Annotated in this window: 11 protein-coding genes; 6 read left to right on the top strand and 5 right to left on the bottom strand. The window is 34.7% G+C overall.

The window, feature by feature from the left end:
- Window positions 1-118 precede the first annotated feature (118 nt).
- From IPM51_03830 to IPM51_03810, 5 genes are read left to right on the top strand one after another with little or no spacing between them, the layout of a single operon-like run.
- On the top strand, window positions 119-412 hold the full coding sequence (locus tag IPM51_03830) for a hypothetical protein (GenBank protein ID MBK9283429.1): 294 nt from the start codon (window positions 119-121) through the stop codon (window positions 410-412).
- A complete protein-coding gene (locus IPM51_03825) occupies window positions 413-3,361 on the top strand; it encodes an insulinase family protein (GenBank protein ID MBK9283428.1) in 2,949 nt (982 codons plus the stop codon).
- 11 nt (window positions 3,362-3,372) lie between these two features.
- Complete coding sequence (locus IPM51_03820; protein MBK9283427.1) at window positions 3,373-4,533, top strand: proline dehydrogenase family protein; 1,161 nt, start codon at window positions 3,373-3,375, stop codon at window positions 4,531-4,533.
- Window positions 4,534-4,584: 51 nt separating this feature from the next.
- The gene (locus tag IPM51_03815) at window positions 4,585-5,982 is read left to right on the top strand and encodes an HD domain-containing protein (protein MBK9283426.1); all 1,398 of its coding nucleotides are present in this window, start codon (window positions 4,585-4,587) and stop codon (window positions 5,980-5,982) included.
- Window positions 5,979-6,914, top strand: coding sequence for a GSCFA domain-containing protein (locus IPM51_03810; GenBank protein ID MBK9283425.1), 936 nt, complete (start codon window positions 5,979-5,981; stop codon window positions 6,912-6,914). Before IPM51_03815 ends, IPM51_03810 begins: the two co-directional genes overlap by 4 nt.
- An 82-nt stretch (window positions 6,915-6,996) precedes the next feature.
- On the opposite strand, the gene IPM51_03805 is transcribed toward IPM51_03810, so the two are convergent.
- The 4 genes from IPM51_03805 to IPM51_03790 all read right to left on the bottom strand — a co-directional run bounded on the left by IPM51_03805 (window position 6,997) and on the right by IPM51_03790 (window position 10,448).
- The gene (locus tag IPM51_03805; protein MBK9283424.1) at window positions 6,997-7,434 is read right to left on the bottom strand and encodes a nuclear transport factor 2 family protein; all 438 of its coding nucleotides are present in this window, start codon (window positions 7,432-7,434) and stop codon (window positions 6,997-6,999) included.
- Between the two features lie 15 nt (window positions 7,435-7,449).
- Complete coding sequence (gene accC, locus IPM51_03800) at window positions 7,450-8,790, bottom strand: acetyl-CoA carboxylase biotin carboxylase subunit (protein MBK9283423.1); 1,341 nt, start codon at window positions 8,788-8,790, stop codon at window positions 7,450-7,452.
- Between the two features lie 77 nt (window positions 8,791-8,867).
- The gene (accB, locus tag IPM51_03795) at window positions 8,868-9,368 is read right to left on the bottom strand and encodes an acetyl-CoA carboxylase biotin carboxyl carrier protein (protein MBK9283422.1); all 501 of its coding nucleotides are present in this window, start codon (window positions 9,366-9,368) and stop codon (window positions 8,868-8,870) included.
- A gap of 183 nt (window positions 9,369-9,551) precedes the next feature.
- Window positions 9,552-10,448: an outer membrane beta-barrel protein gene (locus IPM51_03790; protein MBK9283421.1), complete on the bottom strand. Its 897-nt coding sequence runs from the start codon at window positions 10,446-10,448 to the stop codon at window positions 9,552-9,554.
- Window positions 10,449-10,494: 46 nt separating this feature from the next.
- Here IPM51_03790 and IPM51_03785 point away from each other — a divergent pair, with 46 nt between their 5' ends.
- Window positions 10,495-11,511, top strand: a complete 1,017-nt coding sequence (locus IPM51_03785; GenBank protein MBK9283420.1) for a hypothetical protein — start codon at window positions 10,495-10,497, stop codon at window positions 11,509-11,511.
- A 93-nt stretch (window positions 11,512-11,604) separates the two neighbouring features.
- Here the strand turns inward: IPM51_03785 and IPM51_03780 are convergent, their stop codons facing one another.
- A complete protein-coding gene (locus IPM51_03780; GenBank protein MBK9283419.1) occupies window positions 11,605-13,866 on the bottom strand; it encodes a tetratricopeptide repeat protein in 2,262 nt (753 codons plus the stop codon).
- Between the last annotated feature and the right edge of the window lies 1 nt (window position 13,867).

Here is a 13,867-nt window from a genome sequence, read left to right as displayed (position 1 = left end):
TCAAAAATCAGACGAAAAAGAAGAGACGATAATTTTTGAAAAAAACGGACAAACAACCGAAGAGCAAGTTAAAGATGCCATAATTCAATATGCAAACAAAAAACAGCAAGAAGGCGCCATGCAACTGTTTGTTACTTTAACAACCTCCGTTATTACCTTTAATGACAACACCATTACACTTACCCTAACAAATGCTACTCAAAAAGAAAAATTACAGAATATCAGACAGGATTTTTTGGATGAAATAAGAAAATTAATAAAAGACAATTCCATCAGTTTAGACATTTTACTTTCAAAAAACGAAACACAAATCAAAGCCTACAAACCTTCTGATGTATTTAAACACATGTGTGAAAAAAATCCAAACTTACAGGAATTAAAAAAACGTTTAGACTTAGAAATCGATTATTAAATGAATTGGTATAAATTACAGCTGTTGCTCATCCTTTTGGTTGGACTTAACGGCAACGCACAAAATAAACCTGCGGGAAATAAAATTCCGGTTAAAGATGTAAAAGCTTCACAGTTAGATTATGAATACGTTCCTAACGATCCTTTAAAGGCCCGAATCTATACTTTACCTAACGGATTAAAAGTTTACCTCTCAGTTTATAAAAATGCACCGCGTATTCAAACCTTAATTGGTATAAAAGCCGGAAGTAAAAACGATCCGGCACAAGCTACCGGACTTGCACATTACCTCGAGCACATGGTTTTTAAAGGCACCGATAAATACGGAACAAAAGATTGGGCAAAAGAAAGTATTGAACTGCAAAAAATTGAGAAATTATATCAAATATACGGCCAGGAAAAAGATCAGTTAAAGCGTAAACAACTGTACAGGCAAATCGACAGCGTAAGTGGTATTGCTGCAAAGTATGCGATAGCAAATGAATACGACAAAATGTTGGCCGCTATTGGTGCCGACGGAACAAATGCCTCTACCTCATTTGATGAAACCGTTTACATCAATGAAATACCTTCAAATCAAGTCGAAAATTTTCTCAAAATTGAATCGGAAAGATTTAGAAAACTAGTTCTAAGATTATTTCATACCGAATTAGAAGCCGTATACGAAGAAAAAAACAGAGGAATGGACGATGATCAGAATAAAGTTTATGAAGCGGCCATGGCGGCACTGTGGAAAAAACATACTTACGGCACTCAAACAACAATAGGAACAATTGATCATTTGAAAAATCCTTCCATGGTTGAAATTCATAATTTCTTTAATAAATATTATGTGCCTAACAATATGGCTATTGTAATGAGCGGAGATTTTGATCCCGATCAGGTAATTAAACAAATAAATAAACATTTTGGTGGCTTAAAACCTAAACCGGTAGATTCTTTTACTTTCACCCCCGAAGATCCGATTAACGAAAAAAGAGAAATAAATATTTACGGACCCGATCCCAGCAATGTAAATCTGGCCTGGAGATTTAACGGTAAAGGAAGTCAAGAAGAAGAAATACTGACCCTCCTCACAGGTATACTTTACAATGGTACTGCCGGATTAATAGACTTAAATCTAAACCAAAGCCAAAAAGCTTTAGGATGTAATGCAATCCTTTGGCCCTTGAAAGACTATTCACTTTTCAGCATAGGGGGACAACCCATAGAGGGTCAAAGTCTGAAAGAATTAGAACAGTTAATACTTGAGCAATTGGAGTTAATTAAAAAAGGTGAATTTCCGGATTGGATGATGGATGCTGTACTCACCGATATCAAACTTCAAAAAACAAAATCACTAGAAAACAATGGCCCACGAGCCGAAGAAATGCTTAATGCCTTTGTTTCCGATATTAAATGGAGTGATAACGTTAACAGAATTGAAAGACTTTCGAAAATAACAAAAAAAGATATTGTTGAATTCACAAACAAAAATTTTTCGAAAAATAATTATGTAATCGTTTATAAACACGTTGGAGAAGATACCACCGTTCAAAAAGTAGATAAACCCGAAATTACTCCCGTAGAAGTTAATCGTGATGACGCTTCTCCCTTTGTACAAAAAATCATGAACTCAACTCCACCGGAAATAAATCCGGTTTTTATCGATTACAAAAAAGACATTTTGCAAGATACACTGAAAGCTAATATTCCACTTATTTATACCAAAAACGATGAGAATAAATTATTTCAATTGTATTTTAAATTCAATATGGGTAATAACAACGACGTTGAATTGCCTATTGCCGTGGAGTACATTCCGCTGTGCGCTCTTAAGGACATGAATGCTGAAAAAATTCAACAGGAATTTTACAAATTAGGTTGCAATTTGGATGTGTACTGTGACAATGAGAATACTTGGATAAGGCTTACCGGCCTTAACGAAAGTTTCGAGAAATCTGTTAATCTATTAGAAAATATATTATCAGAAGGAGTTGTAGAACAGGAAGCGCTTACTGATCTCAAAGGAAATATTCTAAAAACCAGAAACGATGCAAAACAAAATAAAGGACTTATACTAAACGAAGCTTTACTCAAATATGCATTGTATGGCCCGCTCAATCCCTTCACACATGTAATCTCTAATGATGAATTGAATAAACTAAATGTTGAACAGATCCAGAATAAGATAAGAAAGCTCCTTTCTTATCCACATCAGGTGCTTTATTATGGACCTATCGATTTAAAAAGCATTACCCAATACTTGAAAGAAAATCACAGAACTCCCGAAAAATTAATGGAGCCTCCTCTTCCTAAACAATTTGAAATTTTACATCAGCTCAAACAGGTTTACGCTGTAGATTTCGACATGAAACAGGTAGAAATTCTTATGATATCCAATGGCGGAAATTACATAACAGATAATGTTCCGATTACTTTTTTATATAACGCTTATTTTGGCGGCGGGATGAACGGAGTAGTTTTTCAGGACTTAAGAGAATCTAAAGCATTAGCTTATTCCTGTTATTCAAATTTTAATTTACCAAATAAAAAATATAAAAAAACATTTAACATGTCCTATATTGGCTCGCAAGCCGATAAATTAAATGAAGCAATACAAGGAATGCAAAGTCTATTAAATGAAATGCCAAAATCCAATAACAGCTTTTTAGCATCAAAAGAAATGTTACTTCAGGACATTAGAACAAGAAGAATAACTAAAAGTGAAAAAATATTTAATTACTTAACAGCAGTAGATTTAGGCCACACAACCGACATCCGAAAAGAAATATTTGAGAAAGTAAAAAATTACTCTTTGACCGACGTTGATAAATTTCACGGTGAAAATATTAAAAATAAACCCAATTCATTATTGATTTTGGGTAAAAAAGAAAAAATGGACATTAAAATTCTTGAACAATATGGCCCGGTCAAATTTTTATCTTTAACAGAAATATTCGGATACTAATACTAAACACCATGATTTCATTCGATAATACAGAAAACGCTTTCAAATCAAAGTCAAACAGTGAATTAAATCGCTCTTACTTTTTATTCAAACTCATTGGCAACCCATTTATGGTGAAATTTGGCGCAACCTTTGCTCCTTCCGCACTTAATCTTGGATTTAAAGGATTAATTAAAAATACAATCTTTAAACAATTTGTTGGTGGAGAAAATATTCACGATTGCGCTAATACGATTGCGCATTTAGCTAAATACAACATTGGTACTATTCTAGATTACAGCGTAGAAGGCAAAGAAAGTGAACAAGATTTTGATCAATGTTTGGAGGAAACATTAGCCACTATTCAAAAAGCCAAGGGCGATCAAAATATTCCCTTTTGCGTTTTTAAAGTTACCGGTTTAGCGCGATTTGATTTATTGGTACAAGTGAGCGCAAACAAACAACTCAATGAAGCTGAAAATAAAGAGTGGCAGAAAGTAAAAGAAAGAGTACAAAAAATATGTGAAGCTGCATTTAAAAATAAACAAGCCTTGTTTATTGATGCAGAAGAAAGTTGGATTCAACCGGCCATTGATGAATTGGCCAATGAAAACATGGAAAAATTCAATACGCATGAACCTATTGTGTATAATACATTTCAATTATACAGACACGATCGACTGAATTATCTCAAAAAAACAATTGAAACTGCAAAAAATAAAGGATACCAAGTTGGGGCCAAACTGGTACGTGGAGCTTATATGGAAAAAGAACGTGCCCGTGCCATTGAAATGAATTATCCATCTCCCATTCAGAAAAGCAAAGAAAACAGTGATAAAGATTATGATGAAGCCTTAAAAGTTTGTGTAGAAAATATAAATATGATGGGTCTTTGTGCCGGAACGCACAATGAAAAAAGCAGTTTATATTTAGTAGAATTAATGAAACAATATAAAATCAGCCCTAATAATAAAAGAATATATTTTTCTCAACTTTTAGGCATGAGTGATCACATTAGCTTTAATCTTTCCTTAAGCGGATACAATGTTTCTAAATATGTTCCTTATGGTCCTGTAAAAGAAGTTTTGCCCTACCTCATTCGTCGCGCTCAGGAAAATACCAGTGTTAAAGGACAAACCGGAAGGGAATTAAGCTTGATCATTAAAGAAAAGAAAAGAAGATCCGGTAAATAATCTAAGTAGCCAATACGATAATTATACCCCGTAAAATCGTAAATTTACCCTATGTACGATTTTTTAAATCAAGACATATTTAAAATAATAAAATCTTGCAGCGATGAATTGAAGCAAGACTCCTACGCTATTGGAGGTTTTGTGCGCGATTATATTCTACAACGCAATAGCAAAGATATTGATATAGTTACCATTGGAAAAGGCATTGAATTGGCTGAAAAGGTATGTGAGAAATTAGGCAGTGACGCACAATTAAGCACTTTTAAAAACTTTGGCACGGCACAAATTAAATTTCAAGAACTTGAAATTGAATTTGTAGGCGCACGTAAAGAAAGCTATAATAGAAATTCCAGAAAACCTATAGTTGAAAATGGCACACTGGAAGAAGATCAAAACAGAAGAGATTTTACCATCAATGCTTTAGCCATTGGCGTTTCAGAAAAAAACTTCGGCCAGCTACTCGATCCATTTGGCGGAATTGAAGATTTAAAGAATGGAATTTTAAGAACTCCGCTGAATCCCGAAATAACCTACAGCGATGATCCACTCCGCATGATGCGTGCCATTCGATTTGCTTCACAGTTAAATTTTAAAATTGAAGAGAATTCGTTTTCTTCTATTGCTAAGAATAAAGAAAGGATAAAAATTGTATCTAAAGAAAGAATAAGCGATGAACTCAATAAAATAATTCTTTCTTCCAAACCATCCATAGGTTTTAATTTACTTTTTGAAAGCGGATTGTTGCAAATAATATTTCCGGAATTCGTTAAGCTGCACGGCGTGGAATCGGTAAATGGCCTGGCACACAAAGATAATTTTTATCATACCCTGGAGGTTGTAGATAATATATCTAAAAAAACAGATTCCTTATGGCTGAGATGGGCCGCAGTATTGCACGATATTGCTAAGCCGGCTACCAAACGCTTTGAACCCGGACACGGATTTACTTTTCACGGTCATGAAGATAAAGGCGCAAGGATGGTGCCTAAAATTTTTACTTCCTTAAAACTTCCGCTCAATGAAAAAATGAAGTACGTACAAAAATTGGTGCAATTGCATTTACGTCCAATTGTTTTAGCCAAGACTGAAGTTACCGACAGCGCGGTTCGCCGTTTATTATTTGAAGCCGGAGATGATGTAGATGATTTAATGATACTTTGCGAAAGCGATATCACAACCAAAAACCCGAATAAGGTAAAACGTTACATGCAGAACTTTGAAATCGTAAAAAATAAATTGGTTGAATTGGAGGAAAAAGATAGAATCAGAAACTGGCAACCCATTATAAAAGGAGAAGAAATTATGAAACTATATAATTTAGAAGCCGGAAGAATCGTGGGTGTTTTAAAAAACGCTTTAAAAGATGCGGTATTAGACGGCTTAATTCAAAACACTTATGATGAGGCCAAAGCTTTTCTCGATAACAAATTCAAAGAACTGCAATCTTGAAATTACACCTCAATCATACCCCCATTAAAGCCCCATATCAATTGGATCACCAATCCGGTATTTTTTTAATTGGCTCTTGCTTTGCAGTAGAAATAGGAAATATATTAAACGAACATCGCTTTCCGGTTTTGCAAAATCCAAATGGTATACTTTTTAATCCACGGAGCATTGAAAATAGTTTATCCGAAATTTTAAGTCCTGCTTTTGAAGAAAAATATTTATTGAAACGTGGTGATGAATTTTACAGTTTTGCACATCACTCTTCAGTAAAAGCTTCTTCTAAAGAAGAACTCATGCAAAAGATAAAAAATACGCAGACTACGGCTTTGCAATTTTTAAAAACAGCTAAAGTTTTAATTATCACCTTTGGCAGTGCCTTCTATTATAAACATAAAGAATTGAACGGAGTAGTGGCCAACTGCCATAAACAAAGCGGAGCCCTTTTTACGAAAGAACTTTGCTCAGTTGAAAACATAGTAAAACAATACACGGGCCTTTTAACTGAAATCAAAAAAATAAATCCGCTTATTCAGTTTATTTTTACGGTTTCTCCCGTAAAATATCTTAAAGACGGATTAGAAAATAATGCCTTAAGCAAATCCACGCTCTTGCTCGCTGCTCAAAATATTTGTAAGTTGAATAAGGACTGTCATTATTTTCCCGCCTATGAATTGGTGAGTGATGATTTACGCGATTATCGTTTTTTCAAAGAAGACTTAGCACACCCTAATCAAATGGCTGTAAATTATGTTTGGGAGAAATTTGCAGAAACCTTTTTCTCAGAAAAATCCATCAAGTTGAATCATAAAATTGAACAATTAAATAAAGCCAAAGCGCATCGTCCATTACATAATAATCCGGAAGAGGAAGAAAAGTTAAAGGAATTTGTGAATGACTTGGACCAAGAAATAATGAAAGAGCTGGGGGGATAAGCTGTATTAAGAAATTACGATTATCTTTCAAATAGAATAAAACTTCGCTCCTACCTTATATTAATCCGTCCAATTCAATACCTCAACTGGTATGATCACAAACAATCACCCATTCGCCCTGAATCTTTTTCCAAAGTAAGGTAAAATGTCCGCCTGCAGGTTCTTCTCGTTCTAAATTCCAGGAGCCGATGATGTACACCGAATTATCGGACAATTGCTCTAAACTTAAAATTTGAAAAACAAGCTTTCCCATTTTTGCTTTATTGGGGTAATTTTTTTTATAATTATCGAGTGTTTTTTGCCAACCATAAGTGATGCCCGATTTGCCAATAAATTTTAAACTGTCGCTTTTCCAGTAATGTTTCATAAAACCATCAATGTTTCCCTCATTCCAGGCTCTTTCCTGGGCCATCATGTGCTGCGTAACAATTTGCAAACCGTTGTTCTGCGAAAAAAAATAACCGCTTGATAAAAATAAAAAAGCAGCAACAAAAAATAATATTTTATTACTGCTCTTCATAATCTTTCTTTTTATTTAGCTTTTAAAATCCCAAGTTTCCAAAAACTTGGTGGTGTAAACTCCTTTAATGAAATCTTCATTCTTCATTAATTTTAAATGAAAAGGGATTGTAGTTTTTACACCTTCAATTACATATTCACTCAAAGCCCGGTGCATTTTGGCTATGGCTTCTTCTCTGGATTGAGCAACTGTAATTAATTTACCTATCATACTATCGTAGTTTGGAGGAATGGTATAACCACTATACACGTGTGAATCTACACGTATTCCATGTCCACCCGGTGTGTGCAGGGTGGTAATCTTTCCCGGCGAAGGAACAAAGTTTTTAAAAGGATCTTCTGCATTAATACGACATTCAATGGCATGTAATTGCGGATAATAATTTTTACCGGAAATAGGAACACCGGCTGCCACTAATATTTGCTCGCGAATTAAATCGTAGTTAATTACTTCTTCTGTTATGGGATGCTCTACCTGAATACGGGTATTCATTTCCATGAAATAAAAATTCCGGTGTTTGTCCACCAAAAACTCCACGGTACCTACTCCTTCATAATTAATAGCTAATGCAGCTTTTACTGCGGCATCGCCCATGGCTTCTCTCAATTCAGGAGTCATAAACGGAGATGGAGTTTCTTCTACTAATTTTTGATGACGGCGTTGTATACTGCAATCACGCTCACTTAAATGGCAAGCCTTACCATGCGAGTCTCCAACAATCTGTATTTCTATATGGCGGGGTTCTTCAATATATTTTTCCAAATACATGGCTCCGTTTCCAAAAGCGGCGCTTGCTTCATGTGTAGCGCTATCCCACGCGGCCTGAAATTCTTCTTCTTTCCAAATAATGCGCATTCCTTTTCCACCACCACCGGCTGTAGCTTTAATAATTACCGGATATTTAATTTTTTTGGCCAACTTCATCCCCTCCTCTGCACTTTCCAATAAACCATCAGATCCCGGAACACAAGGCACGCCGTTTTTTAACATGGTAGCTTTGGCATTACTCTTATCTCCCATTTGGTTAATCATTTCGGGACTGGCACCAATAAATTTTATTTTGTTTTGACGACAGATTTCCGAAAACTTGGCATTTTCACTTAAAAATCCATATCCCGGATGAATGGCATCAGCATTTGTTATTTCAGCTGCGGCTATAATATTAGCCATATTTAAATAACTTTCTTTACTCGGAGGCGGACCAATGCAAACCGCTTCATCAGCAAATTTCACATGTAAACTTTCTCTATCGGCAGTTGAATAAACGGCAACTGTTTTTATACCCATTTCCCGGCAAGTACGAATAACTCTAAGCGCAATCTCACCTCTGTTGGCTATTAATATTTTTTTAAACACGTTTTCTAATTTTATATGGTGAATGTAAAATGTTTAACCAACGTTATTTCAAGTTGGTTAATTAACACATTCTCTAATTAAGATGGATCAACTAAGAAGAGAGGCTGATCATACTCCACAGGAGTTGCATCATTAACCAATACCTTCACAATTTTACCTTTGATTTCACTTTCAATTTCATTGAAAAGTTTCATCGCTTCTATAATACAAACGGTAGCGCCGGTATTTACTTCGTCACCAACATTTATAAACGGCGGTTTATCTGGACCCGCAGAGCGATAGAAAGTACCGATCATTGGTGATTTAATGGTAACATATTTTGAATCGTCGTTGCTAGCAACCGGCTGTTTAACTTCTGGTGTTGCATTTTGAACCGGATTTTGTTGAACCGGTTGTTGAATTTGAGCTACCGGTGTTTGTACAGCTTGGGTTAACACTTGCGGTGCCTGCATAATAACAGGCTGGTTACCTTTTGGTGTGCGAATTACGATTTTGATTTCCTTGGTTTCAAGTTCAACCTCGCTTACGCCACTTTTTGAAACGAACTTTATTAAGTCCTGAATCTCGTTAAGTTTCATTACGTGTGTGTTTTAGTTAGTGGGGCAAAAATAAGAGTATTTTAATTACTTGATTCTCTAAAAATGCTTGTTTTTGAACAAAAATCAATCATTTTTAAGCGTTTTTTGCCAAAATCGTGAAAAAATAGGCAAAAAAAAGCCATTTCTTAGAAACGGCTAGTTTTATAAAGAATGAATATGAATTTAAAACAAAATACCCAAATTAATGCGAATGGCATTCTGAATCAGGTTTTGTTCAATCATTTTATAGGATTGATTTCCGTTTGGCTCAGTAATCACATCTGAAACTAAGAACTTGGAATCGCTACGCATTAAATTGGTAAAACTTCTGAAATAATTTACACTCATAAAGAAGGATGTTGAACCGCCAAGGCGATATTCAAATCCCATGCCTGCATTAAATCCAATGCGCATGGGAACCAAAGAAGCATCTTTACTTATGTTTAAATTCTTACTATCGGGCGTGTTTTTGTCACCGGCCGCTCCATTCGTAACCAAGCCTAAATTATCGAAAGTGTAAGAGGTTGTATATTTATCATCTGCCACAGATTTTATTCTTATCCCTATTTCAGCTCCGAACATACCAAAATACTTGAAGCCGGAATATTCATTGGTTGACATTTTTAAAAGTGCAGGTAGTGTAATGTGTGTGGTTTTTACTAATCTTTCCTTTACATAAAAACGAGTATTGGTTGTATTGCTTATATCCTGCGGATTTACTTTTCCTTCAACAGCAACCATGTTTTTGGTATTATCCATCCAATAACTTACCGCGTAATTATCAGAAGATTCTTGACGATAGGTTAATTTCCCTCCTTCAAAATCTGCACCGATACCCGTTGAAAGAGCAACTATATCAGAAAAACGAAATTCCATATTTAAACCAAATCCGGTTCCGAACATAGCGCCATAAGGCTTGTTATTGTTTTCATTACTGGTAAACCAACAAGGTTGAGCAGCTACACGTAGTCCGAATCGAAATTTTTTATCAAAATCTTTCTTTTCTTTTCCTTCCTCTTGAGCGTTAACAAGGGTTGAAACAAACAAGACTGTTAATACAGTGTATAAATACTTTTTCATCATCACTTTATTTAAAGTTACTTTTACAAATATAAAAATTAACCGTATGTCCGCAAGATTTTTAGGGAGTTTAATTGTACTCATGATATTAACTTCATGTACCCCCAATCCATTAGATATAGATATTTCAAATGTTAAAATTAACCCCGTAAGTGTACATCGTCTTGAAAGAAACTTAAATAATATTCAAACCGATAATCTTAAAGGTGAATCAGATAAACTATTAAATGAATACGGATTGTTTTTTGAACATTACATTATGAATTTACTGAAGGTGAATGGAACCAAAGACAGTTTGTATGCCGAGGCACTTCAATCCTTTTTAAAAGATAAAGATATAAGCGGTTCGTATAAACAAACACAACAAGTTTTTACCGATGATTTTTTTAGAGCGTTTGAACCGGAATTAAACGACTGCGTGAAACGCTTTAAATATCATTTTCCGAAAAGAAATGTACCTAACAAATGTGTTACCTGCATCAGTGGCTGGAATTACGCATTTGCTTATACCGACAGCACTTTAGTAACTGCTTTAGATATGTATTTGGGCGACACTTGTGTTTATTACCAAATGTTGCAATTACCCGCTTACCGAACCCGATTTATGAATAAAAATTATTTGTTGCCGGATTTATTGAGAGGTTGGCTCATTACTGAATTTGACAATGCAGAGCCCACCAATACCCTGGCCTATCATACTATTTTTTATGGAAGAATATATTACGCATTAAATGCATTAATGCCTAACATTCAAGATTCAGTTATGCTAAATTATACCGATGCACAAATGCAATATTGTAAAAAATACGAGAAAAATTTATGGAGTTACTTTGCCGAAAAAAACAGATTGTACGAAACTAACATAAAAACTATTCAGGAACTCACCGGCGATGGGCCTTTTACCGGCGCAATCAGCAAAGAATGTCCGCCGCGCATTGCCATGTGGGTGGGATTGCAAATTGTAAGAAGTTATATGAAAAATAATAAGGAAGCCACTCTGGAGCAATTGATGAATGAAAAAGACGCCCAGAAAATTTTAAGCAGAAGTAAGTATAGACCTTAGGAATGTAGAAGGCAGAAGGTAGAATGTAGATTTTAGAATGTAGATTTTAGAATTCAGATTTTGGAGGATTGTTGGAAGATAGAAACTGAACTTTTACACCTTCACGCCTATCACACATATATCATCTAACTGCTCCAAGCTTCCCTTCCAGCTTTCAAGAACATTTTCCAGAGTAATTTTTTGTTCTACTAATGAAACTGATTTCATAGTTTTTAATTGATCGAGTAATTTACGGTACTTGAATTTTTTACCATTAGGACCTCCAAACTGATCATAATACCCATCAGAAAATAAATATAAAACATCATTTAACTCAAGATCCAAGGTATGCTGTGTAAATAATTTACAGGTATCATCCTGAATTCCGCCAATGGCAAACTTATTTGCTTTTAATTCGATTAACTCTTCTCCCCGTTTAATAATTAATGGTCTGTTGGCACCTGCAAATTCTAATTTCTTATTTTTTTTATCTATGGCACAAATGGCTATGTCCATGCCATCATTGTATTCGTGTTGGTTTCCTTTTTTATTTAAGGCATTACTTACTTGTTTATCCAATAAACGTAAAATATCAGCAGGATTATTCACATCATACTCCATCACAATTTGATTGAGTAGATTATGTCCGAGTATAGACATAAAAGCGCCGGGCACTCCATGACCGGTACAATCTCCAACTGCAACTATAGTTTTATCACCTGCCTGTTCAAACCAATAAAAATCTCCGCTTACGATATCTTTCGGCTGAAATAGAACAAAAGATTCAGCGAAAAAATTATTGAGCATATTAGATTGAGGAAAAACAGCTTCTTGTAAACGTTTGGCGTATTGTATACTATCTGTTATATCTTTATTTTTCTCCTTTATAACTTCATTTTGGTAATTAATTTCATTCACCTGTTTACTTAAAATTTTTGCTGTTTTTTGTTTTTGTATAAATGCAAAGGCTGAAACCAGAGCAACAGCAATGCCTAAAACAGCAATGAGTATAATGGTTTTTTGTTGTTTATTTTTAGAAGCAATTTCTTCTTCCTGCAACTTTTTTTCCATGCTTAATAAAGCAATTTCCTTTTCTTTTTTCTCTGTACCGTACTTCGTTTCCAGTTCGTGCATAAACTGAATATTACTTTCTTTATTTAAACTATCTTCTGCTTCTTTATAATCGATAAACTTATAAAAAGCAGTTTTATAATCTCCTTTGTTTGAATAGGCATAGGCCATAGAATGAAGTATACTCGCTTTATTTAATAATTGTTTTCTTTCCATTTTCATGGTTTCATCCATGGCCATATTCAAATACCATATGGCTTTATTATGCTGACCCAATTGAGAATACATATCACCCAATGAAGCATAGGTGTCGCCAAATCCAAATTTTTGTCCCAATTCCTTATCCATTCGAACAGAGGTTTCTAAACATTCAATTGCTTTTTTATAATTTTTTAAAGTAGAATATCCATCGGCTAGATTGGCATACATTAAACTCACCATATACGGATTCTTTTCCTCTTCAAAAATCACCAGAGCTTTTTGTACAAACTCCATGTCTTTATGCACATCACCTTTTAAGCCATAAGCCTGTGCACACAGGTACAAAGCATCAGCTTCCAGACTCCGGTCTTTAATTTCGCGCGCATATTCCAATTCTTTTTCATAATACTCCTGAGCTTTATCGAATTGATTCTGACGCTTAAAAACAGAGCCAATATAATGCATAAGGTAACCGTAATTTCGTCCTTCTTGTTTTCTTTTCTCAAATAGTTTTTGCGATTTCATATAATCTTCAATCGCACTTTTATAATCGCCATTTTCATAATGCGTTCTTCCTCTATCCATCAATAATTTAGCCAAGTTATTATCATTATCGTTTCCGGCTAAAACAATTGCTGTATCAAACCAGGGTAAAGCTTGTTTGGTAAATCCTTCTTCCTGCAATCCATAAGCAATTCTGTAATAATATTTGGATTGCCAAGATTGTTGATTGTTTTTTTTTGCCAAGGTAATTGCCTCCTGATAATTTGCAAAGGCGAGATGATTCATTTTGGCCGAAAAATAAATCCTTCCCAACCACTCCAATCTATTCAAAACAAAATCGATATTATTTATTCGCTTTAATAAATAATTTCCTTTTTTTAATTCACGAGTAGCTGCAACAGTATCGTGAGGTAAAAATTGCCGAGCAATATTAAAATGAAGATCCACTTTTGAAGAATCTGACTTGGCGCTCTTCAACAAAGTGTATAGCGAATCAATTTTAGAATTTTGAGCCTGCAAAGTGTTAAGTGTAAATAAAACTCTAACTATAAAGAAAAGATAGAGTAGAACTAAACGTGCGGAATTTTCCGGAAATCTCATC

The organism is Sphingobacteriaceae bacterium (assembly GCA_016715905.1).
Taxonomy (GTDB): Bacteria; Bacteroidota; Bacteroidia; order B-17B0; family Aurantibacillaceae; genus Aurantibacillus.
Note: the sequence above shows the minus strand (reverse complement) of the source record. Positions and strands in the feature narration are given on the sequence as shown.